The 26,844-nt window shown below is 69.1% G+C and carries 19 protein-coding genes; 9 read left to right on the top strand and 10 right to left on the bottom strand.

Annotated features, from left to right (window positions below; translation table 11 throughout):
• Window positions 1-53: 53 nt before the first annotated feature.
• The 3 genes from ABD335_RS12740 to ABD335_RS12730 form a co-directional block, all read right to left on the bottom strand.
• Entirely contained in the window at window positions 54-917 is an 864-nt protein-coding gene (locus ABD335_RS12740) for an isoprenyl transferase (RefSeq protein WP_344322389.1), read from the bottom strand.
• 88 nt (window positions 918-1,005) lie between these two features.
• Window positions 1,006-1,755, bottom strand: a complete 750-nt coding sequence (recO, locus tag ABD335_RS12735) for a DNA repair protein RecO (protein ID WP_344322388.1) — start codon at window positions 1,753-1,755, stop codon at window positions 1,006-1,008.
• A gap of 48 nt (window positions 1,756-1,803) precedes the next feature.
• The gene (locus tag ABD335_RS12730) at window positions 1,804-2,466 is read right to left on the bottom strand and encodes a TerB family tellurite resistance protein (protein WP_344322387.1); all 663 of its coding nucleotides are present in this window, start codon (window positions 2,464-2,466) and stop codon (window positions 1,804-1,806) included.
• 230 nt (window positions 2,467-2,696) lie between these two features.
• Here ABD335_RS12730 and ABD335_RS12725 point away from each other — a divergent pair, with 230 nt between their 5' ends.
• From ABD335_RS12725 to ABD335_RS12700, 6 genes are all read left to right on the top strand, one after another.
• Entirely contained in the window at window positions 2,697-3,437 is a 741-nt protein-coding gene (locus ABD335_RS12725) for a Type 1 glutamine amidotransferase-like domain-containing protein (RefSeq protein ID WP_344322386.1), read from the top strand.
• Between the two features lie 109 nt (window positions 3,438-3,546).
• Window positions 3,547-4,437: an alpha/beta fold hydrolase gene (locus tag ABD335_RS12720; protein ID WP_344322385.1), complete on the top strand. Its 891-nt coding sequence runs from the start codon at window positions 3,547-3,549 to the stop codon at window positions 4,435-4,437.
• A gap of 443 nt (window positions 4,438-4,880) precedes the next feature.
• Window positions 4,881-6,692: a hypothetical protein gene (locus tag ABD335_RS12715; RefSeq protein WP_344322384.1), complete on the top strand. Its 1,812-nt coding sequence runs from the start codon at window positions 4,881-4,883 to the stop codon at window positions 6,690-6,692.
• Between the two features lie 128 nt (window positions 6,693-6,820).
• Complete coding sequence (locus ABD335_RS12710; protein ID WP_344322383.1) at window positions 6,821-8,494, top strand: class I SAM-dependent DNA methyltransferase; 1,674 nt, start codon at window positions 6,821-6,823, stop codon at window positions 8,492-8,494.
• Window positions 8,491-9,603 (top strand): restriction endonuclease subunit S, encoded by a 1,113-nt coding sequence (locus tag ABD335_RS12705; protein ID WP_344322382.1) that lies wholly within the window; start codon window positions 8,491-8,493, stop codon window positions 9,601-9,603. Before ABD335_RS12710 ends, ABD335_RS12705 begins: the two co-directional genes overlap by 4 nt.
• Before the next feature lie 69 nt (window positions 9,604-9,672).
• On the top strand, window positions 9,673-12,933 hold the full coding sequence (locus tag ABD335_RS12700; RefSeq protein ID WP_344322381.1) for a type I restriction endonuclease subunit R: 3,261 nt from the start codon (window positions 9,673-9,675) through the stop codon (window positions 12,931-12,933).
• 42 nt (window positions 12,934-12,975) lie between these two features.
• On the opposite strand, the gene ABD335_RS12695 is transcribed toward ABD335_RS12700, so the two are convergent.
• Both ABD335_RS12695 and ABD335_RS12690 read right to left on the bottom strand, forming a co-directional pair.
• The gene (locus tag ABD335_RS12695; RefSeq protein ID WP_344322380.1) at window positions 12,976-13,194 is read right to left on the bottom strand and encodes a DUF397 domain-containing protein; all 219 of its coding nucleotides are present in this window, start codon (window positions 13,192-13,194) and stop codon (window positions 12,976-12,978) included.
• On the bottom strand, window positions 13,191-14,075 hold the full coding sequence (locus ABD335_RS12690; RefSeq protein WP_344322379.1) for a helix-turn-helix domain-containing protein: 885 nt from the start codon (window positions 14,073-14,075) through the stop codon (window positions 13,191-13,193). The genes ABD335_RS12695 and ABD335_RS12690 overlap by 4 nt, the downstream gene beginning before the upstream one ends.
• 470 nt (window positions 14,076-14,545) lie before the next feature.
• Here ABD335_RS12690 and ABD335_RS12685 point away from each other — a divergent pair, with 470 nt between their 5' ends.
• The 3 genes from ABD335_RS12685 (at window position 14,546) to ABD335_RS12675 (ending at window position 21,310) form a co-directional block, all read left to right on the top strand.
• Complete coding sequence (locus ABD335_RS12685; protein ID WP_344322378.1) at window positions 14,546-16,966, top strand: AAA family ATPase; 2,421 nt, start codon at window positions 14,546-14,548, stop codon at window positions 16,964-16,966.
• A complete protein-coding gene (locus tag ABD335_RS12680) occupies window positions 16,963-17,337 on the top strand; it encodes a hypothetical protein (protein WP_344322377.1) in 375 nt (124 codons plus the stop codon). The genes ABD335_RS12685 and ABD335_RS12680 overlap by 4 nt, the downstream gene beginning before the upstream one ends.
• Window positions 17,338-17,431: 94 nt before the next feature.
• Window positions 17,432-21,310 carry a HelD family protein gene (locus ABD335_RS12675; RefSeq protein WP_344322376.1) on the top strand — a complete coding sequence of 1,293 codons (3,879 nt, stop codon included), beginning with the start codon at window positions 17,432-17,434 and terminating at the stop codon, window positions 21,308-21,310.
• An 80-nt stretch (window positions 21,311-21,390) separates the two neighbouring features.
• On the opposite strand, the gene leuA is transcribed toward ABD335_RS12675, so the two are convergent.
• The 5 genes from leuA to ybeY form a co-directional block, all read right to left on the bottom strand.
• Window positions 21,391-23,157 (bottom strand): 2-isopropylmalate synthase, encoded by a 1,767-nt coding sequence (gene leuA / locus ABD335_RS12670; protein ID WP_344322375.1) that lies wholly within the window; start codon window positions 23,155-23,157, stop codon window positions 21,391-21,393.
• Between the two features lie 258 nt (window positions 23,158-23,415).
• The gene (gene era, locus ABD335_RS12665; protein ID WP_344322374.1) at window positions 23,416-24,387 is read right to left on the bottom strand and encodes a GTPase Era; all 972 of its coding nucleotides are present in this window, start codon (window positions 24,385-24,387) and stop codon (window positions 23,416-23,418) included.
• Window positions 24,388-24,529: 142 nt separating this feature from the next.
• Window positions 24,530-24,895 (bottom strand): cytidine deaminase, encoded by a 366-nt coding sequence (locus ABD335_RS12660; protein ID WP_344322373.1) that lies wholly within the window; start codon window positions 24,893-24,895, stop codon window positions 24,530-24,532.
• Window positions 24,896-24,976: 81 nt separating this feature from the next.
• On the bottom strand, window positions 24,977-26,320 hold the full coding sequence (locus ABD335_RS12655; RefSeq protein ID WP_344322372.1) for a hemolysin family protein: 1,344 nt from the start codon (window positions 26,318-26,320) through the stop codon (window positions 24,977-24,979).
• Window positions 26,317-26,814: an rRNA maturation RNase YbeY gene (gene ybeY, locus ABD335_RS12650; protein ID WP_344322371.1), complete on the bottom strand. Its 498-nt coding sequence runs from the start codon at window positions 26,812-26,814 to the stop codon at window positions 26,317-26,319. The genes ABD335_RS12655 and ybeY overlap by 4 nt, the downstream gene beginning before the upstream one ends.
• Between the last annotated feature and the right edge of the window lie 30 nt (window positions 26,815-26,844).

The following is a 26,844-nucleotide window of genomic DNA, read 5'->3' as shown; positions in this document are numbered from 1 at the left end:
CGCACGGGCGTGCGGGGGCCGCGGCGCGTCCCGTGCGTTCTCGGCCGGCGGGCTCAGGCGCCGGACGGGGCGGCCTCTCCCGGCACGCCGTCCGGCCCCTCGCCGGGGGCGGGCACCTGGTTGGGCTCCGCCCCGCCGAAGCGGCGGTCGCGGCGGGCGTACTCCAGGCAGGCGTCCCACAGGTGGCGGCGGTCGAAGTCCGGCCAGAGCACGTCCTGGAAGACCATCTCGGCGTAGGCGCTCTGCCATATCAGGTAGTTGGACGTGCGCTGCTCGCCGGACGGCCGGACGAAGAGGTCCACGTCCGGCATGTCCGGGTAGTACAGGTACTTCGCGAAGGTCTTCTCCGTCACCTTCGACGGGTCCAGCCGTCCGGCCCGCACGTCCGCCGCGATGGCCGCCGCCGCGTCGGCGATCTCGGCCCGGCCTCCGTAGTTGACGCAGAAGTACAGCGTCATGGCGTCGTTGTCCTTGGTCTGCTCCTGCGCTATCTGGAGCTCCTGGACGACCGACTTCCACAGCTTGGGCATCCGGCCCACCCAGCGGATGCGGATGCCCAGGGCGTCCATCTCGTCGCGGCGGCGGCGGATGACGTCGCGGTTGAAGTTCATCAGGAAGCGGACCTCTTCGGGCGAGCGCCTCCAGTTCTCGGTGGAGAAGGCGTACAGCGAGAGGTTCTCGATGCCCATCTCCAGGCAGCCCTTGAGGACCTCCATGACGACGCCCTCGCCCTTCTTGTGCCCCTCGGTGCGCGGCAGCCCCCGCTGCTTGGCCCAGCGGCCGTTGCCGTCCATGACGATCGCCACGTGGTTGGGCACCAGGTTGCCGGGAATCCTCGGCGGGCGCGCACCGGAGGGGTGCGGATCGGGCGTGAGGTACTCGCGACGCTGCCGGGACAGCATTCCGCGCCGTGCCATGGGGCTCTCATCTCCACTCGGGCGGGCCGCGGCGGGCCGCGCCTGGGTACGGACTCGGTGGGTCTGGGACAACGGCGAGCGTAGCCGGTCAGCCCTTCTCGACGTAGCGCAGGGAGCGCAGGCCGCGCTCCAGGTGCCAGTGCAGGTAGGCCGAGACCAGGCCGCTGCCCTCCCGCACGTGCCGGGGCTCGGCGGCGTCGGCGGTCGCCCAGTCGCCCGTCAGCAGCGCGCCCAGCAACCGCAGCGCCTCGGGGGACGGCACGACGCTGCCCGGCACCCGGCAGTCGGCGCACACCACGCCGCCGGCGGCGACGGAGAAGAACCGGTTGGGGCCGGGCAGCCCGCACTGGGCGCAGGCGTCGAAACTCGGCGCGTAGCCGCCGACGGCCAGGGAGCGCAGCAGGAAGGCGTCCAGCACCAGCCCCGGGCTGTGCTCGCCGGCGGCGAGGGTCCGCAGCGCCCCGATCAGCAGCAGGTACTGCTGGACGTTCGGCTCGCCCTCGTGGTCGGTGAACCGCTCGGCCGTCTCCAGCATGGCCGTGCCGGCGGTGTAGCGCGCGTAGTCGGTGACGATGTTCCGCCCGTACGGGGCGATGGTCTCGGTCTGGGTGCACAGCGGCAGCCCGCGGCCGATCAGCTCGCTGCCGCGCGCGAAGAACTGGATGTCGACGTGCGAGAAGGGCTCCAGCCGCGCCCCGAACTTGGACTTGGTGCGCCGCACCCCCCGCGCCACCGCCCGCACCCTGCCGTGTCCGCGCGTGAGCAGCGTGATGATGCGGTCCGCCTCGCCCAGCTTCTGGGTTCGCAGGACCACACCGTCGTCGCGGAACAGGCTCATTCCCCCATTCTCCCGCACCCGCCCCCCGTCCGCGGGGCCGGGAGGGGATCAGGAGAGGGTGCTGCGGGCGACGTCGAGCAGCCGTTCGGTGTCGTCCCGGCACAGGTTCAGGGTCCGTCCGACGGACGCCAGCACCGTGCGCTCGGCGGGGGTGTAGGCGCCGTCGGCGAGGGCGATGCGGGCGCCCAGGAGCAGCAGGCTCTCCCGGCCCGGCGCGGCGAGGTGCGGGGCGAGCGGGGCCAGGGCCTCGTGCAGCTCGATGTCCATGGTCACGCTGTCGGCGCCGACCGCCGCGAGCAGGGCGACGAGCTGCTCCTCGGAGCAGTGGGTGAAGCCGGCGCCCCTGATCCCCTCCACGGCCGTCTCACGGGCCGTGCGCGACTCCGAGCCGCCCGCCGCGAGCACCGCCAGGGCGACGGCGTGCACGGCGTCGCGGAGCATGGCGCCCAGCCGGGTGGTGGTCGGGTGGTCCAGGGCGTCGGTGCCGAAGTGCTCGTGGCACGCGGCGCACTCCAGCACGGGTCCGACGTCCCCGCGCGACAGGACGGGCACGCCCAGCACCACCAGCCGGCGGCGTCCGGTGCGGCGCCTGTAGTTGCGGTCCCCGCCACACGACGGGCAGAAGAACTCGCCGTCGTCGATCGTGCGCCATGCCGTACGGACGCCCGCCACGCGCAGTGTCCGGCCGTCCCGGTTCCGGGAGTGCACCACTCCGTACCTCCGTCACGCTTCAGCGCCATTGCCGCGTGGGCGTGATGTTAACCACATTCGTGAGGTGTCGTCAGTACCCCGGACGGGACGCGTCCCGACCCGTTCGGCCCTTGCGCACCGGGTGGAACGGTGTTCCCACTGGTCGGGCGGAGGGCCCGTCGGCGGTGCGGGTCCTTCCCGCGCCGTCCGGAGATCCGTGCGCCGCAAGGGGGTTGGTAGGGTCGCCGACCATGCCCGCACCGGAGCCCACCATCCTCGCCACCTCGGGCGGCCACCGCGCCGGAGGCCGCACCATGGTCGCCTTCGACTCCCTCGTCCACCACGCGGTCGAGCTGTCGGGGGTCCACGGGCGCCGGCCCCGGCTCCTGTACGTCGGCACGGCGATCGGCGACGCCGAGCACTTCACCGCGCGCATGCACGAGGCCGCGCGGGTGGCCGGATTCGACCTCACGCCGCTCCACCTCTTCCCCATGCCGAACCTGGAGGACGTCGAGGGCACCGTCCTCGACCAGGACGTCGTGTGGGTCATGGGCGGTTCGGTGGCGAACCTCCTGGCGGTGTGGCGCGTGCACGGACTCGACGCGGTGTTCCGGCGGGCCTGGGAGGCCGGCGTGGTGCTCAGCGGCGTCAGCGCCGGGTCGATCTGCTGGTTCCGGGGCGGTGCCACCGACTCCTACGGCCCCGAGCTGCGCCCGATCACCGACGCGTTGGGCTTCCTCCCCTACGGCAACGGCGTCCACTACGACAGCGACGAGGGCCGCCGTCCGCTGATCCACCGGCTCGTGGCGGACGGCACCCTGCCCACCGCCCACTGCACCGACGACGGGGTGGGCCTGGTCTACCGCGGGACCGAGCTGGTGGAGGCCGTCTGCGAGGTGCCGGGGAAGGGCGCCTACCTCGTCGTGCGCGAGGGCGACAGGGCGGTGGAGGAACGCGTCGAGCCCCGCCGCCTGCCCCCGCCACCGCGCTGAACGCCGTACTGCGCGCTGAACGCCGTACTGGACGCCGCGCTGAACCCACGTTGAACACCGCGCCGAATTCCGTCGCGGACCGGCCGCCCCGGCCAGCAGGATGGCCCTCATGGTTTCCGTGGACGTGAACATCACCGATCCGGAGCGGCTGGGAGAGGAGCGGCTTCCCGACGGGAGGCTGCTGGGCTGGGCGGAGTGGGGGCCGGAGGACGGCGTCCCCGTGCTGCTCTCGCCGGGAGCGGGCACCAGTCGACGGCTGGGGCTCGGCGCCGACGCGCCGGCCGCGCTCGGGGTGCGGCTGATCGCCCTGGATCGGCCCGGCCTGGGGGCCTCCACCCCGGCCCCGGGGCGCACCTTCGCGGACTTCGCCGAGGACGTCCGCGCGTTCGCCGCCCGCCGCGGCCTGGAACGTCCCCCCATGGTGGGCAACTCGCAGGGCGCGCCCTTCGCCCTCGCCTGCGCGGCGCGGGGCGTGGTCGGCGCGCTCGCGGTGGTCTCCGGGGCGGACGAGATCGCCGATCCGCGGTTCGCCGACGCACTCCCCGAGGAGCTGCGGCGACTGGTCGACACCGCCGTCGCCGACCCGGCCGCGGCGGAGCGGATCTTCGCCGGCTTCTCGCCGCGGGCCATGGAGGACATGGTGACGGCGGGCAGCCCGGAGTGCGACCTCGCGGTCTACCGGCACCCCGCGTTCGCCGCCGCCTGGCGGCGGGCGCTGGAGGAGGGCTTCGCCCAGGGGCCGGACGGCTACGCCCGCGACACCGCCCTGGCCATGGGCCGCTGGAGCCGCTGGGGACTGGACCTGTCGGAGATCACCGTGCCGGTGGACCTGTGGTACGGCGAGGAGGACACCGCCCACTCCCCGGACCTGGGCGCCTCCCTGGCGTCACGCATCCCGAGAGCTGTCCGCCACCTCGTCCCCGGCATCGGCGGCGCGGTGCTGTGGACGCACGCCGAGGAGATTCTCCGCACGCTGCTGGAGCGCGCCGGGACCGCCTGATAGAGCCGTCTGTCTGAGCTTGGCTCTCGTTCCGTCCGCCTACTTAACAGGCAAGGAAATTACCTGGAATCGTTGATAAGCCCTCTTAACGAGAGGATCGATGCGAGAATTCACTGCGTCGGTCTACCCTGGCGCCTCGATCCATGACCGAGCGTCACTGCCAGGCCACTCGGGAGCATTCACATAGGGAGGGGGTCGCCATGGAGACGCACTCCCCCGTCACCTTGGCGGAGATTGCCGAACTCGCCGGGGTCAGACGTCCCAGTGTGAGCAACTGGCGCCGTCGACACGCCGACTTCCCCCCGCCAGTCGGAGGAACGCCGACCGTCCCCCTCTTCGATGCCGAGGCGGTCGCAGCCTGGCTCGACCGTCGCACCCTCCCTCGAAGCTCCGCTACAGCTCCGGACCTACCGGAAAACGCGCCTTGCCCCACCTATGGCGACGTGTTCCGGGATGGTCTGCGGCTCCGCGCGATCACCGCCACTGACGGACGCCCGTCGGATGCCGTCCTCCTCGACGCCCTGACCGCACTGGCCGAGTCGGCCGTCTCGTCCACCGCGTCCGACAAGCCGCGTCAAGAGACCTCCTCTTATACAAGAGGTGCCCATCTCCACCTGACCCGTCTCGCCGCCGAGATCGGCGTCCCCGCCACCGCCGAGAAACTGCTCGGTACAGCTCAGCGGCTCCGTACCTCCTGGGCCTCCACCGTCACCCCGCCCGCCGTGTGTGCCCTCGTGGCCGGGCTCGTCCAGGAGTTGGCCGACGGCATCGACGATCTAGTGGTCGCCGACCTGGCTGCCGGCAGCGGCGCCCTCTTGGCCGCGCTGCTCCTCGGTGGGGGAAAACCACGCGCCGTGCAAGCTGCGGAGTCGGCGGAGGAGCTGCGTGAACTGCTGCGGCTGCGGCTGCGTTGTCACAGGTTCACCGATCCCGTGATCGTGCCCGACGCCATGGGGCCGGAGCCGCCCTTCACCGACGCGGATGTCGTCCTCGCGGATCCACCGTTCCACCCCTCCGAGAAAGCGGAGAGCCATGATCATCCGCTCCGGTGGGCGGAACGGATCGTGGACTGTCTTGGCCCCGGCGGTTACGGCTTCGCTGTGATGCCCGAGTGGTCCCTCTACACCACCTCACGGGGTGGCATCACACCCGCTGTCGTGCGCGTCCGTGACGCCCTCCTGCGTCGGCGCTGCCTGCGGGCCGTCATCCAGCTTCCCCGCCGTGTCCACCCGTTCCTGACCGGTTCAGAGCTGGCCCTGCTCATCCTGACCCCGGGCGGAGGGGCTCCCACCATCACCATGTGCGACGCAGACCGGATCGCCGTACGGCACGGAGCGCCCGGTCGCGCGGGCTGGATCGCGGCATGGGCGCGCGAGACGGCGCGGCTGATCGGCCGGGCGCGCGACCGCGCCGCGCACCCCGAACTGTGCCGCGACTTCCGGCCCGACCACCTGCTGGACGACCGCCCTCTACTGCCTTCCCTCCGCCTGGCCCCGGTCGCCGGAGCCGCCGACCACCTGGATACCACGGCGATCTCCCGGCAGGCTGCGGCCGTCGCCTTTGCACCCGAGCCCGTCTCCGTGGCGGAGTGGCTGTCCCGACTGGAGACCGCTCCCCGTGTCACGCCCGTCCACCACGAGCGGCTGGGCAACCTGATCCGCAGCGGCCAGATCCGCCTGCTGCCCGGCCACCGCATCCCGCTTGGCCGGTTGGGCACCCGCGGGCAGCGCGTGTACGGGCGTGAGGAACTGACCGGCGAGCGGGCGGTGGGAGACCGCCGCATCGATCCGCTGGTCCTGGCCGACTACCCGGCAGCGTCCGTCACCGAACCGGGCGATGTCGTCGTCCTCCCCGAGGACGGCCTGCGGGCGGTGGTGGACGAGGCGGGCGGCAGCGTGCTCCTCTTCCCCGTCCAGGGGCTCCGCATCCGCGCGTACGGTGAGCTGCGCGGCCCGAACGCGCAGGCGCTGGGGCGGGAGGCCCGGCTCAGGCTGCGCCCTCACCAACTCGCCGCGATGATCAGCTCTCGCCGCAACGCGAGACGCGCACGCGGCTCCTTGGTACGGCGGGTGGACCTGCATTCGTTGGAGATCCCCGTGCTCTCCCCCGAGGAGACCGCCGAACTGGATCACGTGATGCGTGATCTGGCCCTGCACACCGAGAACCTCAAACGCCGCCTCGCCGCTATCGAGCGGTTGGGCACAGACCTCGCCGCCGGAGTGGCCGACGGCGCACTGACCCTGCGAGTGAGATGACGACCGACGACAGCCCCCAGGAACAACTGGCCTTCCCCGTGGACGGCGGTGGGGGCGGCCCGGATGACGCTGGCGACGCCAATAACAGCAAGAACACTAAAGAAAGCAAAGAAGGGGGACCTGCCACCGTGGCAACCACCCGCGCGGGCACCGTACCGGCCGCCCGCGGCCGGAGGAAGAAGTCGGCCACGACCGACAGCAAGGACCTCAAGGACACGCTGTGGAAGGCGGCCGACAAGCTGCGCGGCAGCATGGACGCCGCTGAGTACAAGCACTTCGTACTCGGTCTGATCTTCCTCAAGTACGTCTCCGACGCCTTCGCCGAGCGGCGTGAGGTGCTGGAGGCGGAGCTGCGGGAGGAGGGCGGCTACAGCGAGACCGACTTGTTGGAGCTGCTGGAGGACCGCGACGAGTACACCGGTTACGGCGTCTTCTGGGTGCCGCCAGCCGCGCGCTGGGAATTCATCGCTGAGCGCGCGGGCAGCCAGTCCGGGAGCGAGACGATCGGACAACTGCTGGACGCGGCGATGAAGGCGGTCGGCGACACCAACCCGACGCTGAAGAACTCCCTGCCGGTCGGCCTGTTCAACGCCCGTGGCGTGGACGAGCGGCGGCTGAAGGAACTGGTCGACCTCATCAACCGCATCGGCTTCGGTAACCAGCTCGGCGAGGACGGCCGTCGCCGCAGCGCCCGTGACGTGCTGGGCGAGGTGTACGAGTACTGCCTGGCGAAGTTCGCACTGGCGGAGGGGCGGCGCGGCGGCGAGTACTTCACCCCCGCCCACGTGGTGAAGTTGCTGGTGGAGGTGTTGGAACCGCAGCCCGGTGAGCGGGTCTACGACCCTGCATGCGGCTCGGGCGGCATGTTCGTGCAGGCCGAGAAGTTTGTGGAGTCCCACGGCGGCAAGATGTTCGACATCGCCGTCTACGGCCAAGAGCTCAACCAGAACACCTGGCGACTGGCGAACATGAACCTCGCCATCCACGGCATCAGCGCCGACCTGGGTCCCAGATGGGGCGACACTTTCCACGAGGACCACCACAAGGATCTGCGTGCCGACGTGGTAATGGCCAACCCGCCGTTCAACATCTCCGACTGGGGCGGTGACAGGCTCGGCATGGACCCGCGCTGGCGGTACGGCGAACCGCCGGTGGGTAACGCGAACTTCGCGTGGCTGCAGCACATGGCAAGCAAGCTGTCCCCGAAGAAGGGGCGGGCAGGCATCGTCCTGGCCAACGGCTCGATGGCGAGCCAGCAGTCGGGCGAGGGGGAGATCCGCAAGGCGATGGTTGAGGACGACCTGGTGGCCTGCATGGTCGCCCTGCCGGGTCAGCTGTTCCGGTCCACCCAGATCCCGGCGTGTCTGTGGTTCCTGGCCCGGGACAAGTCCCCGCAGGGCCCCAAGAAGCTCGCGGACCGGCGGGGCGAGGTGCTGTTCATCGACGCCCGGCAACTGGGCGAGATGGTCAGCCGCACGGAGAAGGCGCTGACGGACGAGGAAGTCGCCCGCATCGCGGACACCTACCACGCCTGGCGCGGCACGGAGTCTGCACGGAAGCGCGGCATCGAGTACGCGGATGTGCCCGGCTTCTGCAAGTCGGCGCCATTGGAAGAGATCCGCGAACACGACTTCATCCTCACCCCGGGTCGATACGTGGGCGCTGCGGAGGTCGAGGAGGACCCGGACGCCGAGCCAGTGGAGGAGAAAATCGCCCGACTAACGAAGGAACTATTCGCCCACTTCGAAGAGTCGGCGCGACTGGAAGCTGCAGTGCGGGAGCAACTGGGGAGGATTTCATGAGCCATGAACGCTGGCCTAAAAAATCCCTAGGCGAGGTAGTCCACTTGAAACGTGGTTTTGACTTGCCTACCTCAGCAAGATCCGAGGGGCCATATCCGGTTGTGGGGTCCGCTGGCGTCAGCGGCTGGCACTTCGAGAAGCGAGCCTCAGGGCCCGGCGTCACGCTAGGACGAAGCGGATCTTCGATGGGAAACGCAACATACTGCCCGGGAGATTTCTGGCCCCTCAACACCACGCTTTTCGTTGAAGACTTCCTCGGAAACGAACCATACTACGTTTACCATCTACTAAGGACGATTGATTTCACCGCATACAACTCGGGTAGCGCACAACCTTCCCTCAACAGGAACTACATCGAAAATATCAGGATTCCCGTCGCCCCACGAGGCGCACAGATTAGAATCTCAGAACTCGCAGGCGCACTAGACAAAAAAATTGCGGCCAACGAGCGGGTAGCTAGAACTTCCGAGGAGCTCATCGAAGCACTATTTAGCCCGGATCGATCAAACAAACAAACAAAACTGGAAAACTTGTGCACCCTTCGCAAGGAGCAGGTTAAACCAACTGAAGTGACCGATCCGGTGGTAGCTCACTTCAGCCTTCCAGCATATGACGCCGACAGGACACCTGAATACGTATCCCCTTGCACTATCAAGAGCGCAAAGTTCTTGGTGAACACGTCTGCTGTTTTGCTCTCCAAGCTCAACCCTGAAATTCCAAGGATCTGGAACATGACACCCGAGCCGGGGATCCCGGCTCTCGCGTCGACTGAATTTTTGGTTCTGGAGCCACGTAAGGGTGTGAGCACATCCGAGCTTTGGGGAGTCACAAGACAGCGCGACTTCCTTGAATCGCTGACCTCCAAAGTAACTGGCACGTCAAAGAGTCACCAACGTGTTCGTCCTGTAGAAGTGATGACATCAACAGTGGTCGACCCTCGCGCTTTTAACAACGAGCGCGGTCAAGCGGAGGCACTTTCTCGACGTGCAGCAATCGCGCGCTTGGAGAACCGTAGCCTCACCCAACTGCGCGACACTCTGCTACCCAAGCTGATCTCAGGCGAGCTGCGAATCAAGGACGCCGAAAAACAGGTGGAAGATGCCGTGTGAGGTGAGTGGCGGGATTCGAAACCGTTACTCACCGTGCATCGCACCATCGAAATCCAACGGAGGGGGAATATGAGCTCGTCCTACAACACCACGCCCGGCCCCGACCCGACCGCCTATCCCCGCGATCCCGACGAGACGCAGTGGGAGCAGTGGGCTCTGGAGTGGCTAGCGGAGCCAGCCGGGTGGGAGCACGTCCCCGGCGCGGAGATCGCCCCGCGCCGGGGTGACGACTCCGGCGAGCGCCGCTCTGCGTGGGACAAGCTCCTCCTCCCCTCCCGCCTCCGGGCCGCGCTCACCCGGCTCAACCCGCACCTCACCCCCGACGCCGTCACCGAGGTGATGGCGGAGTTCTCCAAGCGGGAGAGCGCGGACGCCTTCCACGAGTTCCACCGCCTGCACACCCTCCTCACCCGGGGCGTGAAGGTCGATGTCACTGACCCCGCCACCGGGGAGACGAGGACCGAGACCGCCTGGGCGCTGGACTTCCTCGATCCCCTCGCCAACGACTTCACCGTCGCCAGCCAGGTCATCCTCAAAGACCCCCTGTCCACCGGCTCTCGGAACCGCACCCGCCGCCTGGACATCGTGGCCTACGTCAATGGCCTCCCCCTCGCCGTCTTCGAGCTCAAGGCCGCCGGCTCAGGTGACGGCTCCCGCGAGGCGTACGACCAGCTCGTCACCTACCGCGACGAGTACGGCGCCACCGCCCTCGCCTCCGTCGCGTTCGCCGTCGCCTCCGACGGCATAACCGCCCGCGTCGGCACCCTCCACACCCCCTGGGAGCACATGGCTCCCTGGGACGTGGACGAGAACGGCGATCCGCTCTCCCCCGCCGAGACCCGCGAGGACGAGGACCACCCGACCGCCCTGGAAATCCTCATCGCGGGCGTCTTCGACCCCGTCCGCTTCCTCGACCTGCTCGCCAACTTCCTGGCCTTCTCCCGCGACAACGGCAACGCCGTCGACACTGTCCGCCTCGCCAAGGCCCACCAGTACACGGCCGTCAATAAGGCGCTGGACAAGACCGTCACCGCCGTCGCCTCCGACGGCCGGATCGGCGTCGTCTGGCACACGCAGGGCTCTGGCAAGAGCAAGGAGATGGAGTTCTACAGCGCCAAGGCAATGAAGCACCCCGCCTTGCGCAACCCCACCATCGTGGTCCTCACCGACCGCTTGGACTTGGACAACCAGCTCTACACCGGCTTCGCCCAGTCCGACCTGCTCCCAGAGGAGCCCAAGAAGGCCGAGCGCACCGAACTCCTCCGTCAGCTCCTCGAACGCCCCTCCGGCGGCATCGTCTTCTCCACCCTCCAGAAGTTCCGCGTCAGCAAGGAGGAGAAGGAGGCTGGTCTCGACCACCGTGTGCTGACCACCCGGCGCAACGTGATCGTCATCGTGGACGAAGCGCACCGCAGCCACTACGGCCTGTTGGAGGGGTTCGCCAAAAACCTCCGCGACGCGCTACCCAACGCCGCCTTCATCGCCTTCACCGGTACCCCGGTCTCCACGGACAAGGCCAACACCCAGGCCGTCTTCGGCGACTACATTGACATCTACGACCTCACCCGTGCCGTCCGAGACGGGGCAACCGTGAAGGTCTACTACGAGAACCGGCACATTCCCGTAGAGATCCCGAAGGACGTCGATCCTGACGAGCTGGACGACGTGGCCGAGGAGCTGACCGCCGAGCTGGACGAAGAGGAGCAGAAGAAAGCTCGCCGCGCACTCGCCGCGTACGAGGACGTGGTCGGCGCGCCGAAACGGCTCCGCAAGCTGGCCGCCGACATCGTGGCCCACTGGGAGCAGCGCCGCGCGGAGATGTCCAAGCTGCTCATCACCGGCGGCAGGCCGGTCCCTGGTAAGGGCATGATTGTGTGCATCAGCCGCAAGGTGTGCGCGGAGCTGTACCGGGAGATCACCGCCCTCCGTCCCGGGTGGCACTCGGACGACGACGCCGACGGCGTCATCAAGTGCGTCTTCACCGGCGACGCCTCCGATCCCGAACCGGTGCAGTCGCACGTCCGCTCCCCCGGCGAGATCAAGACCATCCAGCGTAGGGCCACCGACCCGGCCGACAAGCTAGAACTGGTCATCGTGCAGTCGATGTGGCTGACCGGCTTCGACTCTCCTCCCCTACACACCCTCTACCTGGACAAGCCGATGCGCGGGGCCGCACTGATGCAGGCCATCGCCCGCGTCAACCGCCGCTTTGGAGAAAAGCCGTCCGGCCTCGTCGTGGACTTCCTGGGCATCGCCGACAAGCTCACCGCGGCCCTGGCCGAGTACACGAAGGATGACCAGGCGACCAAGCCCATCGGCCAGAGCGTCGCCGAGGCCGTCGAGATTGTCCAGGAGCAGCATGGCAAGCTGTGCGACATGCTCCACGGCGTGCCGTGGAGGCAGCGCCGCGACTCCGGCCGGCCGCGTGCCTTCGTCAACGCGGTACTGGACGTCATCGATTACCTGGAACAGCCCGAGCCGGATCTGGAGGAGGGCAGGCCGACCCTCACCGAGCGCTACGTCAAGGAGGCCCGGCACCTCTCCAGGGCCCACACGCTGTGCCCGACCGCGCCCGAGCTCCGGCCCATCCGCCCCGATCTGGAGTTCTTCGAGGCCGTCCGCCGGTACATGGGAAAGCTCGCCGCCGAGAAACGGAAGGAGAACGGACACGCCACCGCCGCCGACGTGGAACTGGCCATTCGCCAGCTCACCGCTGGCGCGGTGGCCGCCGACGATGTGGTGGATATCTACGAGGCGGCCGGGCTGGAGAAGCCGGATCTGTCCCACCTGGACGAGGACTTCGTGCGCCGTATGCGCGAGAGCACGCGCCCGCAACTCGCCATCGAGGCGCTGCGCCGGGCGATCGAACGGGAGGTGCGCTCGGTGCACCCCCACAACGTGATCAAGCAGGAGAGCTTCACGGAGAAGCTTCTGCGCACGATGAACCGCTACAAGAACGGCAGTCTCACCGCTGCGGCGATCATCGCCGAACTGGTCAAGCTGGCGAAGGAGGTCTCCGCCGACCGTGGCCGCGCCAAGGAACTTGGCCTCACCGAGGACGAACTGGCCTTCTACGACGCGGTGACGCAGAACGAGTCGGCCCTGACCATGGGCGAGTCCAAACTCGCGGCGATTGCCCGGGACCTGGTGAAGCAGATACGAAATGACGCGACGGTGGACTGGCAGCGCCAAGAGCAGGTGCAGGCCCGTATGCGGAGCAAGATCAAGCGGCTGCTGAAGCGTCACGGGTACCCGCCGGACGCGGAGCCGTCGGCGATCGAGCGGGTTCTCCGTCAGGCGGAGACCTTCGCCGATGCCTGGAGCGAGTGACGTGTGTGGGGTCGCCTGGCCATCCGGGCGGCCCCACACAGCTCACTCCGCGATCGTCGCCTCCGCGGCGAGGTCGACGAACGCATGCCAGGCCGCGGGCGGGAACGACAGGGACTTTCGCCCCAGGTCCTTGGAGTCCCGCACGTGGACGGTGCCGGGCGTGGCCGCGACCTCGATGCACTCGGGGCCGTCGTTGCTGCTGTAGCTGCTCTTGGTCCACTCCAGCGCGGAACCGTCTCCGGCAGAGGGCTTGAGGGTCATGTCTCTCCCAGCACTTTCTCGATGAAGGCCAACGACTCACGCGGCGTGAGAGCCTGGGCTCGGATGATCCCATACCGCATCTCGAGGATCTGGACCTCCCTGGGATCGGAGATCAAGCGGCTGGAAAGCTGCCCCTCCCAATGCCCCACGGCCGTGCCCTTGCTGAGTTTCAGCAGTTGAAGCTGGCCTCCCATCCCGGCGTGGTCCTCGCGGTTCGTCGGCATCACCTGGATCTCGACGTTCCGCAACTGCCCGACTTCCAGCAGGTGTTCGAGCTGGCGTCGCAGGACCATTCTGCCCCCGAGCGGGCGCCGGAGCGTCACCTCTTCCTGGACAAAGGTCAGCAGGGGCGCAGATCGCCGCTTGAGGATCTCCTGCCGAGCCATCCGAGCGGCCACCTGCCGTTCGACCTCCTCCTCCTTGTACGGCGGGCGCCGCATCTCGAACAGCGCCCGCGTGTACTCCTCCGTCTGCAACAGACCGTGCATGTTGTGGTTGGCGTACGCGCCCAACTCGACGGCCTGAGCCTCCAGCTTGGCCAAGTCGCGGACTTTCTTGGGGTACCGGGCCTTCTCCACATCCTTGCTCAGCGCCACGAGCTTGCCACCCGCGCCCAACGCCTCGTCCGCCTTCGCCAGGAACTCCGGATGCGGCAGGCGCTTGGCGCGCTCCACGGCTGAGACCATGCCCAGGCTATAGCCGATGGCGTCGCCCAACTCAGTCTGTGTCAGGCCAGCCGCTTCCCGCCATAGTTTGATCTGGTGACCGGTGGCCTTGACCACTGGGCCGTACTCGTCGTCCCAGTCCTCGTCCCAGCACGACTCGTCCGCACCGTCCGTCGTATGGTTCCTGCGTTCCGTGCCCGCGCCGTTCACACTCATGCGTACTGCCTCCTGTCGTACACGTGATACCCAACGGCGCCCGTCCCCGGCCGACACTTCGCACAGGCCGCACAGCTCCGAGCCGCATCCGCACAACAGCCCTCTGATCGAACGCCGCCACCGGGAAGATTAAGACGGAACAACCACACAGTTTGACTAAAGCCCACGATTCACCCGAATCGTAAATTCCGTTTCTGCTGCGCGAGTTCACTTCGTCGCTTGCCATCCGCTCGGCCCCTGCTCCGTCCGGTCTCGATCCATGCCGGTCGTCCGCCGTTGTTTCAGTCTCAGGAAGAGGGAACAAGTAGTCACGAGAAATCGATAACTCCCCTTATCAAAAAGGGGAGTTGGTCGAGAGGTGTCACATCTCTACGGTGCTGTTTTCACCGGGTCGTCCGTACTCGGCGCTCCCTCCAATGTCGCCGAGTACGCCCCGGTCTCCTGTCAGTCCCAGAACACCTGGAGCACCCGTGACGGAACAGCACCAGTCCCGGCCCCCGGCGACCCTCCGCGATCACGTGGAGGCACGGTTGGCCTCCTCGCAGCTCACTCCTGAGGCACGGGAGCTACTGCTGGACACCCTCGGCGAGGAAGGCAGCAGCGCAGCACATGCCACGGCGACGCGCGCCTACCTCCGGTCGGTTACCGTCAGCGGTTTCCGGGGTATCGGGGACACCGCCAGGCTGGACCTGTCGCCCGCGCCCGGCGTCACGCTTATCGTGGGTCGCAATGGCTCGGGCAAGTCCAGCTTCGCCGAGGCGGTCGAGATCGCCCTCACCGGCGACAACGCTCGCTGGCGGGACCGCTCCGCGGTGTGGACCCGCAATTGGCGCAACCTGCACTGGAACGGGAAGTCGAAGGTCGCCGTCGAGATGTGCCTCGACGGCGACGCCGGCACCACCACCCTGCGCCGGTCCTGGGACGGCGACGGCGTGAACGACTCGCGCACCGAGCTCTTTCGTCCCGGGCGAGCCCAAGGAACGGTGGCGGACCTGGGCTGGGAGAAGGCCCTCGCCCTCTACCGTCCCTTCCTGTCCTACGCCGAGCTGGGGCAAATAATCACGGGCAGGCCGACCGAGGCGTACGACGCCGTGGCCCGCATCCTGGGCCTTGAGCAGCTCACGGACGCCGCCAAACGGCTCAAGACGGCCTGGAAGGAGCACGACACCGCGCTGAAGGAGGTCGATACCGAACTGGAGTCGCTCCGGGCGGTGCTCGGCGAGCTGGACGACAGCCGGGCCTCCGCCGCCCTCGCGGCGCTCGACGGCGGCACGCCGCACCTGGACCGGATCGCGGACTTGGTGAGCGGGACGCCGGAGGCCGACGGCCAGGAGATCGCCCGGCTGCGCCGCGTGGCCGAGCAGCTCACCGGGCCGGACCTCGCCGCGGTGGAGACGGCGGTCGCCCGGCTGCGAGAGGCCATCGCCGTGCTGGAGGACGTGCGTGACTCCGACGCCGAGGCGGCCCATCGGCGTGCCGAGTTGCTGAAGCGTGCCCTGGCCCACGCCGAGCAGCACTCCGAGCCTCTGGATTGCCCGGTCTGCGGCGCCCGGGGGCGTCTGGACGAGGAGTGGTTCACCCGCGCCACCGACGAGGTGGAGATGCTGCGGCGGGAGGCGGCCATGGCCCGGAAGGCCCGGGAGGAGCTGACCGACGCGACCGAGGCCCTGCGGTTCCTCATTACCTCCGCACCCGACTGGCTGCCGGAGTCGCTGACCGATCCGTGGCGAGAGTGGACGTTCTGCAGGCAACTGGTCGACCCGGTCGAACTCGCCAACCGAGCCGAGCAGGCGGCGCGGGTGCTCTCCGACGCCTGCCTGGCCCTGCGCGACGAGGCGATCAAGCGGCTGGCCGACCAGGACGGCCAGTGGCGCGAGGTTTGTGCACGGCTGGGCGGCTGGCTGCACCGGAAGCGGACGGCCGAAGCCGGGCGCGACCAGAAGAACCGGCTGAAGCAGGCGCACGATTGGCTCAAGGCCACCACCGACGAGCTGCGAGCCGAGCGCTGGCGCCCCTTCGCCGACCAGACGCAGCAGATCTGGAACGAGCTGCGGCAGCAGAGCAATGTCTCGCTGGAGTCCATCCGGCTAAGCGGGGCCGCCCACATGCGCAAAATCGCCATGGACGTGGCGGTGGACGGCCGTGAGGCCTCGGCCCTCAGTGTCATGAGCCAGGGGGAGCTGCACTCCCTCGCCCTGGCTCTCTTCCTGCCGCGCGCCACGGCCGAGGAGAGCCCGTTCAACTTCGTGGTGATCGACGACCCGGTGCAGTCGATGGACCCCGCCAAGGTCGGCGGTCTGGCGAAGGTGCTGCACGGCCTGGGGCGGACCCGGCAGGTGGTGGTCTTCACCCACGACACGCGCCTGCCGCGTGCCTTCCGGGACCAGGGCCTTCCGGTAACCGTGCTCAAGGTGGAGCGCGGGGACGACTCGGTGGTGGCCGTGGAGACGGAAACGGATCCCGTCCGCCAGGTCCTCAAGGACGCGTCCGATCTCGTCCGCACGCCGCGGCTCTCCGACGAGGACAAGCGGGGCGTTCTGCCGGGCATCTGCCGCACCGCTCTGGAGACCGCCTTCACCGAGTCGGCCCGCCGGAGGCTGTACGCGGACGGGTGCACCGAGGAGGATGTGGAGAAGCTGATCAGGGACGCCGGTCCCGTGGTGAACCTGGCCGCCCTGGCGCTCTTCGGGACCGACACCACCGAGCTGTTCAAGGACAGCGACTACAAGACGAGGGTCTACAGGCAGCTGGGGCACCGATGTGGGCAGTCGGTGCGTGAAACCGTCAGCGACTGCAACCGCGCGGCCCACGAGGGGCTGGAACCGACGGTGAACCCCCGGACTTTCGTCCGGCGGGTGAAGACGGCGGCGGAGGCGGTGCGTGCCCTGTGACCACGCCCTCCGAAACGGTCCGCCTCCTTGCTACTGCTGATCGCCTGCTCGCGAGCGCCTCGTCCCCCAGCAGCGGTACGTGGCGCCGGGGAGCCTGCTTCGCCCTGCGCAGCGCTCTGGAGAAACGCATCGACCAGTACCACACCCGCAGGTACCCGGCGGCGGCCCGCTGTTCCATGCGCGCCAAGTTCATCTGCCTCACCGTGTACGCCGACAGGGAGGCGGCCCGTGCGGCCATGGCCGTCTGGCACGCCCTGTCCATGGCCTGCCACTACCACCACTACGAGCTTCCTCCCACCTTCGACCAGCTGCGGCACTGGCGGGCCGAGGTGCGGAGAGCACTCACCCTGCTGGATAGATCGGACGACTGAGCGCAACCATCCCACCGGTTGATGAATCATGTATGGGAGTGTGGGCCTCCGGGCCCACTGCCGCTCTGGGGAGCAGCGGCGGGAGGGGTACGACATGAGCACGTTGTCCAGAGAATCGGTCATCGCCACCGAGCAGAAGGCCGTCGACCGAGCCTACGACTGCTACGAAGCACGTTTCAGGGAGATGATCGACGGCTCGGCTGCGCGGGCGGCAGCAAGCGGAAAGGACAGTATCACCACCAAGGCGAACGCCCAGGCAGCTGCGGACGCGTACGACCTCAACGGCGAGTCCTTGGTCGTCATGCGCGTCGACGCGGTGGAACCGGGTGCGGAGGGACCTGTCCCCTGGTACATCGGCCGCAGGACGGTCCTCGACGTCAAGACCCGGGACACCGTCGTAGTCTCCTGGACCAGCAAGATGGCCGTCGAGTGGCGCAAGGCCTCACAGGACGCGCCGGGGGACGTACGCCTCCGCCGGGCCCTGATGTGCGACGGCCGCACGGTGCGGGACTATCGGGACGAGATATCCCTGCTGCCTCAGAAGGATGCTCCTGCCGTTCCTCCGCAGCGGAAACGCTCGCCCACTCCCGGGGACGTGGCCAAGAAGGCCACGAGGAGAGCCAAGGGGAAGACGGAGGTCGACGACTTCCTCCTCCGGGTGCTCAACCGCTCGCGCAGCGGCAACATGCGGGACATCGTCGAGACGATCCAGCGTGACCAACTGGAGTTGGTCACCAACGCCCCGCAGGGCGTCCTGGTCATCCAGGGCGGTCCGGGCACCGGCAAGTCGGCTGTCGGCCTGCACCGCGTGACCTGGTTGGTGGACAACAACCACTTCCGGGCGGAGGACATCCTGGTGGTGGGGCCGCACCGCCGCTTCCTGGAGTACGTGGGCCGTGTCCTGCCCACTCTGGGGACCGTCGACGTGACGGCCGTGGAGCTGCCGCTGCTGTGGGCGGGCGAGGCCAGGGGAACCGACTCACCCCTGGCCCGGCGGATCAAGTCGGACGAGCGCATGGCCATCGTCCTGCGACGGCGGGTGCACGGCACCTGCCGTCCCGACGCGGTCGACTCCTTCACCACCCCAGCCGCCGACGAACGGGATGAAAAGGAGTTCGTCGTCACGGTCGAGGGCAGGCCGGTCCGCGTCCCGCGCTCGGAAGTGATCGGCCTCGTCGAGCAGGCACGCGACACCGCCGGGTCCTACCGCCAGCACCGTGACCGGTTCCGTGCCCTGTTGGTCGACCGGCTGGTGTCCGCGGCGGCCGGTTCATCCTCCAGGGGCAGCCTGGACCAAGCGGCGCGGGCGAGGATCGAACGCCACCGGCAGGTCGTGTCGCTAGTTGAGCGAACCTGGCCGCAGCTCAGCCCCGAGGAGGCGCTGCGCAGCCTGTTCGACTCGGCCAACAGGCTGCGGGAGTGCGCGGACGGCGTGCTCGGCGAAGGCGAGCAGGACGCCATCCGGCGGTCGAGGGCCAAGAAGATCGACGAGGAGCCCTGGACGCCCGACGATCTGGTCCTGCTGGAGGAGTTGCGTTTCCTCATCGCCAGCGAGATACCCGCGACGTACCGCCACATCGTGCTGGACGAGGCCCAGGATCTGACTCCCATGCAGGCCAGGTCGCTGGCCCGGCGCTGCCCCAAGGGGTCGATGACCGTCCTGGGCGATCTCGCGCAGGCCACCGGTCCCCACACGTACGGCAGCTGGGACAGGCTGGCCCGGATCCTGGCCGGAAAGGACGGCTGGCACCTGGCAAAGCTCGGCACGAGCTACCGAGTCCCCCAGGAGGTCATGGATTTCGTGGCACCGCTCGCCACGGCCGTGGCTCCTGCGGTGCCCTTCCCGATCGCGGTGCGCGGAGCGGGCCCCGAAGCCGTGAGCCTGGTGCCCGTGGAACCCTGGCGGTTGCTCGACGAGGCCGTGACACGGGCCTCCCGGCTCTTCGGGTCGGATGGTGAGAGGCCGAGGTCCATCGCGCTGGTCGTCCCCGACGGAACCGGCTGGCAGGAAGAGGTCCGGCAACGAGTCCAGGCATCGGACGAGTTGGACGACAGGACCCGGTCGACCCTCTCGGTCGTGACGACAGGCCAGGTCAAGGGCATGGAGTTCGACCATGTGATCGTGCTGGAGCCAGCGACGGTCGTATCCCAGGGGGCCGCCGGGCTCCGAAGCCTCTACGTGGCGCTGACCCGGTGCACCCAGAGCCTGACCGTTCTGCACTGCGCGCCCCTGCCCGCCGTTCTCATAGGAGACGCAGGTACCTCGGTGTCCGAAGGCACGATGACGGGGCATCGGCAGTGCACCCGGTACCGCGCTGACGGAAGCCACTGCGGAAACCACACCACACACCCCGACGGCTGGTGCCGGGAGGTGCTGTGCGACGGCTACCGCACGGCGGAACCGATGCCGCCCAAACCGTGGCGCCCCGCCCCCGAAACCCCCGGGCACACCGACCGGCAGGAGCGTCTGGAGCTGAGCGAAGCCGATCTCCGGTCGCTGCGGATCTCCCACCGTGCTCTGGACGACTTCGTCTCCTCCCATGGCGGCAGCCCTCGGGAGGCCGAATACGAGATGAGGGAGACCGTCGCGGACTTCCTGGCGGAAGCCCACCACAGCCGCCGCGCCAACGGCTGCTGGCTGCTGGATCACCACGGGTACCGGTTCGAACTCAGCCCACGAGGTACGACGGTCACCGCCTACCAGACGATTCACGCGGAGAGAAGCCATGCGCAGTACAAAGCCGGAGTGCCCTCCCGGATCAAGCGCAACCGCATGACCGTCAAGGACGCGGAGAGCCCCGCACTGATAGAGGAGCAGCACACCACCGTGGAACACCGGAGCCTGCCCATCGGCACGGAGGTAATGGTACGAGTCCTGGGGCGCGCCACGGAGCGGCGTTGGCACGCGAAGGCGCTGGAACCCGGAACCCCCGCGCGGATACTCCTGTGCCTCGGTCCGTCCACCCGGGCGCCCGAGGTCGGATCGAAACTCACGGGCTGGGTGTTCCGGCACGCCGCCGGAGCGGATCTCGTCAAGGTCGGCGATTTCGGCCGGAAGCCGATCTCGGCCAGCATGGCACCCCGCTATGCCGCCGCTCTCGCCGTCTTCGACGAACTGACGGGAGGCGCCCCGCCGGAAGACGTCAAAGAGCGTCTGTCGGAACTGAAGGGCATGGCCAACCGCTGCCTGCGCAACGACCAGGCCGACTGGTTGGAGGTCTGGCGGCTTCTGGGTGAACCGACAACCGAACGGCTCACGGAACTGCGCGATCTCGCGCAGGAAGCACGAGCGGCCGTTGTGGCCGAAGACCGTGCGACCGTCCGGCGGTTGGTCGCCGACTTCGCCGCGAGTGATTGGAAGCGGGCCTTGGCGGATGCTCGTTCCAGGCTCTCGTATCCCGATGCCGAAGAGGGCGCCGTCGACGACCCGCCTGAGAAAGACATCCCCGAGAACACCATCGAGGAGAACGAACACCCGATGCCGCAGCCGTCCGTCCCCGCTCAGCCGGTGCGCTCCTCGACTTCCGAGTCCCCGGCGCCGTCGTTCCTTGACGAACTCACCGCCTCCGTGGCGTCCGACCGGGAGTGCCACATCCACGAAGCGCTGCGCTTTGAGTTGAGGGCCGCATTGCTCCGGAAGGGACTGCGCCCCACGGACTCCCCTCTGGTGGACATCCACTGCGGCAGCCCGCACGGTTCCCTGCTGTTCGAAGTCCTGGGAGAGGGCATGGTGTCGTATCGGCATATGCGGGACGGTGTGCTGCGGCTGATGGAGGTCCGCCACGCCTCCGGTGCCAAGGCCGACCGTCTCTTCCTGGTGCTCCCCGAGGCTCCGGCCGAGCCATGGGCTGTGGACACGGTCGCCAGCGCCTTCGGCGTCTCGATGATCTGGCAGTCCCAAGAGGGCTGGAGGGGCCCCGAGGTAAACACGGCCCTCGGTTCCGCCGTCGGGGCGCCGACTGGGAAGGGCTGAGCGGTCTTCCACCGAAAGGCGAACGGCCTCGTCGGACCGACGGTCCGACGAGGCCGCTCCCGTCCAGGTTCGGGCGTCCGTCAGCGGTAGGCGCGGTTGACGGCGGAGACGATCGCCTTCAGGGAGGCGCGGGTGGTGTTGGGGTCGATGCCGATGCCCCACAGCACCTTGCCGTCGATGGCGCACTCGATGTACGAGGCGGCCTGTGCGGAGGCGCCCTCGCTCATCGTGTGCTCCTGGTAGTCCAGGAGCCGGGCGTCGACGCCGATCTTCTCCAGCGCGTCGAAGAAGGCGGAGATCGGGCCGTTGCCGCTGCCGGTCAGCACGGTCTCCTCGCCGTCCACGGTGGCCTCGACGGTGAGGTTGTCCACGCCGTCGGTGTCGGTCGTGGTCTGGCCCTTCTTGACCTGGATGCGGCCCCAGGGGTTCTCCGGGTTGGGCAGGTACTCGTCCCGGAAGACCTCCCAGATCTGCCGCGGGCTGACCTCGCCGCCCTCGGCGTCGGTCTTCGCCTGGATGATCCTGGAGAACTCGATCTGCATCCGGCGCGGCAGGTCCAGCTTGTGCTCGTTCTTCAGCACGTAGGCGACGCCGCCCTTGCCGGACTGGGAGTTGACGCGGATGACGGCCTCGTAGGAGCGGCCGACGTCCTTGGGATCGATGGGCAGGTACGGTACCGCCCACTCGATCTCGTCCACCGTCCTGCCCTGCTCGGCGGCGGTGGCCTCCAGCGCCTCGAAGCCCTTCTTGATGGCGTCCTGGTGGGAGCCGGAGAAGGCCGTGTAGACCAGGTCGCCCGCGTACGGGTGGCGCGGGTGGACCTCCATCTGGTTGCAGTACTCGGCGGTGCGGCGGATCTCGTCGATCCGGCTGAAGTCGATCTGCGGGTCGATGCCCTGGCTGAACAGGTTCATCCCCAGGGTGACCAGGTCGACGTTGCCGGTCCGCTCGCCCTGTCCGAACAGGCAGCCCTCGACGCGGTCCGCGCCGGCCATGACGGCCAGTTCGGCGGCGGCGACGGCGGTGCCGCGGTCGTTGTGGGGGTGGGTGGACAGGCAGACGAACTCGCGGCGGGACAGGTTCCGCGACATCCACTCGAAGCGGTCGGCGTGGGTGGAGGGCGTGGAGCGCTCGACGGTGGCCGGCAGGTTGAGGATGATCTCGCGACCGTCCTCGGGCTGCCAGACGTCCATCACCGACTCGCAGACCTCCAGGGCGAAGTCCAGCTCGGTGTCGGTGAAGATCTCCGGGCTGTACTGGTAGCCGAAGACGGTGTCGTCGCCCAGGATCTTCTCCGCGTACTCCATCACCAGGCGGGTGCCGTCCACGGCGATCTGCTTGACGTCCTCCCGGGTGCCCCGGAAGACCACGCGGCGGAAGACGGGCGCGGTGGCGTTGTACAGGTGGACGGTGGCGCGGGGAGCGCCCACCAGGGACTGGACGGTCCGCTCGATCAGTTCCTCGCGGGCCTGGGTCAGGACGGAGATCGTCACGTCCTCGGGGATGGCGCCCTCTTCGATGATGGAGCGCACGAAGTCGTAGTCGGTCTGGCCGGAGGAGGGGAAGCCGACCTCGATCTCCTTGTAGCCCATGCGGACCAGCAGGTCGAACATCGCGCGCTTGCGGGCCGGCGACATCGGGTCGATCAGCGCCTGGTTGCCGTCGCGCAGGTCGGTGGACAGCCAGCGGGGGGCCTTGGTGATGCGCTTGTCCGGCCAGGTGCGGTCGGGCAGCTCCACGGCCTCGTAGCCGCGGTACTTGTGGATCGGCATCCCCGAGGGCTTCTGGGCGACGGTCGCCGCGGTGATGGGCGTGGGACGACCGATGCGGGAAGAGGAATCGCTCATGGTGGGCTTGGTCTCCTGATCGCGGAGTGAGAGGGCTTCGAGGGTGGCCGACGACGGCAACACCGAACTCCGCGGTGAGGGGGTCGGCCGTATGTCTACAGGCCCTCGCCGCGGCAGCTAAGGAGAAGCAGCCCAAAACGCATGACCCCTCAAACATAGCCGAGGGCGGGCACGGACGACGGCGTGTATCACCATGCGAGAACCCGCACGAGTGAACGCCGGTGTGCGCCCGACCGTCCCGCCCCGGAGAACCGCCGGTCAGAAGCCCAGTTTGCGCAGCTGCTTGGGGTCGCGCTGCCAGTCCTTGGCGACCTTGACGTGGAGGTCGAGGTAGACGGGCGTGCCGAGCAGGGCCTCGATGTGCTTGCGGGACTTGGTGCCCACCTCCTTCAGCCGGCTGCCCTTGGGGCCGATGACGATGCCCTTCTGGCTGGGCCGCTCGATGAAGAGGTTGGCGTGGATGTCCAGCAGCGGCCGGTCCGCCGGCCGACCCTCGCGCGGCGCCATCTCCTCGACCACGACGGCGATGGAGTGCGGCAGTTCGTCGCGCACGCCCTCCAGCGCGGCCTCGCGGATCAGCTCGGCGACCATGACCTGCTCGGGCTCGTCGGTGAGGTCGCCGTCCGGGTACAGCGCCGGGCCCTCGGGGAGGAGGGGGACGAGGAGGTCGGCCAGCAGGTCCACCTGCGTGCCCGCGGTGGCCGAGACGGGCACGATCTCGGCCCACTCGATGCCCAGTTCGTTGCCGAGCCGGTCCACGGCGAGGAGCTGCTCGGCCAGGGCCTTGGAGTCCACCAGATCGGTCTTGGTGACGATCGCGACCTTCGGGGTGCGCTTGAGGGCCGCCAGCTCCTTGGCGATGAACCGGTCGCCGGGGCCGATCTTCTGGTCGGCGGGCAGGCAGAAGCCGATCACGTCCACCTCGGCCCAGGTGGTGCGCACCACGTCGTTGAGCCGCTCGCCGAGCAGGGTGCGCGGCTTGTGCAGGCCGGGGGTGTCGACGAGCACGAGCTGGGCGTCGGGGCGGTGGACGATGCCCCGGACGGTGTGGCGGGTGGTCTGCGGCCGGTTGGAGGTGATCGCGACCTTCGTTCCCACCAAGGCGTTGGTGAGGGTGGACTTGCCCGCGTTGGGACGGCCGACGAAGCAGGCGAAGCCCGCGCGGTGCGGCGCGGAGTCCGTCCGCGTGGTGGGCCGGGAGGAGGGGGAACGGTCGCTCATGGGGGCCATTCTCCCCGATCTCCGGGGTGTCGCGGACCAGGGGACCGAGTGCCTCCGGCCGGGGACGCGGCCGAGCCCGGCCGAGCCGGCGACCGCCGGGAGCGCCGGGGCGTTCACCCCGGAGCCGGGGTGAACGCCGTACGGCGGCGGCTCAGCCCGCGGTGACCGTGGAGCGCAGCGTGCCGTCGGGCCCGGCGAGCAGCACCGGGGTGGCCGGTCCGCCCAGGTCGTGAACGGCGGCGAGGTCGGCGGAGGGCACGGCGGGCGCCTCGGAGACCACGGCCGCGGCCTCCAGGGACTCGGCGCCGGACGCCACCGCCATGGCGACAGCCGTCTGCAGGGCGCTCAGCTTGAGCGACTTCAGCGCGACGGTTCCGGCCACGTAGGTGCGCCCGGTCTCGTCCCGTACGGCCGCCCCCTCGGGCACGCCGTTGCGGGCCCGTGCGCTGCGGGCGAGGGTGATGATCTTGCGGTCTTCGGGGTCCAGGGCGGCGGCTTCGCTCATGGGGCCGAGCATATGCGCTCCCCGTACGGAGGATCACGGGAGTCCCACGGAGCGCTCCCGCCGGCCGTGGGGGCACGGCCGGCGGGCCGCGAGTCAGCCGCCGCTCTCCGCGGGCTCGTCCTGCGGCGCGGGGACGGTGGCGCGGACCGGCTCCACCAGGACCGTGACGATGCGGTTGCGGCGCCCCGCCGGGGACTCGGCCGTCAGCCGCAGTCCCTCCAGCGTGGGGTCGGCGCTGCGGTCGGCGCGGGCCTCGGAGACGTCCACGACGGCCGTGGCGCCCGCGATGGGGACCCGGCCCAGCAGTTTGGCCAGCAGACCGCCGACCGTCTCCACGTCCTCGTCCTCCAGGTCCAGGCCGTACAGCTCGCCCAGGTCGCCGAGGTCGAGGCGGGCGGTGACGCGGTGGCGGCCCCCTCCCAGGTCCTCCACCGGGGGCAGCTCCCGGTCGTACTCGTCGGTGATCTCGCCGACGATCTCCTCCAGGATGTCCTCGATGGTGACGATCCCGGCCGTGCCGCCGTACTCGTCGATGACGACCGCGACGTGGTTGCGGTCCCGCTGCATCTCGCGCAGCAGGTCGCCGGCGTTCTTGGTGTCGGGGACGAAGACGGCCGGCCGCATGGCGGTGGAGACCAGCTCGTTCTCGGCGTCGCGGTTGATGTGGACCTTCCGGGAGAGGTCCTTGAGGTAGACGATGCCGACGACGTCGTCCTCGCTCTCCCCGGTGACCGGGATGCGGGAGAAGCCGGAGCGCAGCGCCAGGGTGAGGGCCTGTCGGATGGTCTTGAACCGCTCGATGGAGACCAGCTCGGTGCGCGGCACCATCACCTCGCGCACCAGGGTGTCGCCCAACTCGAAGACGGAGTGCACCATCCGGCGCTCCTCGTCCTCGATCAGCGACTCGCGCCCGGCCAGGTCCACCATCGCCCGCAGCTCGGCCTCGGTGGCGAACGGGCCCTTGCGGAAGCCCTTGCCCGGGGTGAGCGCGTTGCCCAGGAGGATCAGGAGCTGCGGCAGCGGGCCCAGCACGCGGGCGAGCGGCAGCAGGACGTACGCGGCGACCGTGGCGGTGTTCAGCGGGTGCTGGCGGCCGATGGTGCGCGGCGAGACGCCGACCGCGACGTAGGAGACGAGCACCATCACGCCGATGGCGGCGGCCAGGGCCTGCCAGGTCTCGTCGAAGGTGTGGAGGAAGCCGTAGGTGACCAGGACCCCGGCCGCCATCTCGGCGGCGACGCGCAGCAGCAGGGCCAGGTTGAGGTAGCGGGTGGGGTCGGCGGCGACGGCGGCCAGCTTGGTGCTGCCGCGCCGCCCGGACCGCACGGCCTCCTCGGCGCGGTAGCTGGTGGTGCTGGCCAGGCCCGCCTCGGCACAGGCCGCGAGCCAGGCGACGCCGACCAGGACGACCGCCGCGACGATCAGTTGGGCGCTCACGTCGTGGTGGGGGCCGGCGAGGGCCCGGTCAGGCCGCGCTCGGCGCGCCAGCCGTCGACGATCGCCGCCTGGAGGCCGAACATCTCGGCCCGCTCGGCAGGGGTCTCGTGGTCGTAACCGAGCAGGTGCAGCACGCCGTGGACGGTGAGGAGCTGGAGCTCCTCGTCCATGGAGTGCTTCGTCGGGGCCTCGGCGCCCTGCTTCTCGGCGACGTCCGGGCAGAGGACGATGTCGCCGAGCAGGCCCTGCGGGGGCTCGTCGTCGTCCTTCGTGGGCGGCCGCAGCTCGTCCATGGGGAAGGACATCACGTCGGTGGGGCCGGGGAGATCCATCCACTGCCGGTGGAGCTGCTCCATGGCGGCGGTGTCGACGGCGATCACCGACAGCTCCGAGAGCGGATGGATGCGCATCCGGGCGAGGGCGTAGCGGGCGATGTCGAGGATCGCGCGCTCGTCGATCTCCCGCCCGGACTCGTTGTTGACGTCGATCGACATGGGGGTGGTGGACGCTCTCCGTTGCTCTCC

Origin of the sequence: Streptomyces macrosporus (genome assembly GCF_039533145.1) — a bacterium.
In the GTDB taxonomy this organism is placed as follows: Bacteria; Actinomycetota; Actinomycetes; order Streptomycetales; family Streptomycetaceae; genus Streptomyces; species Streptomyces macrosporus.
Note: the sequence above shows the minus strand (reverse complement) of the source record. Positions and strands in the feature narration are given on the sequence as shown.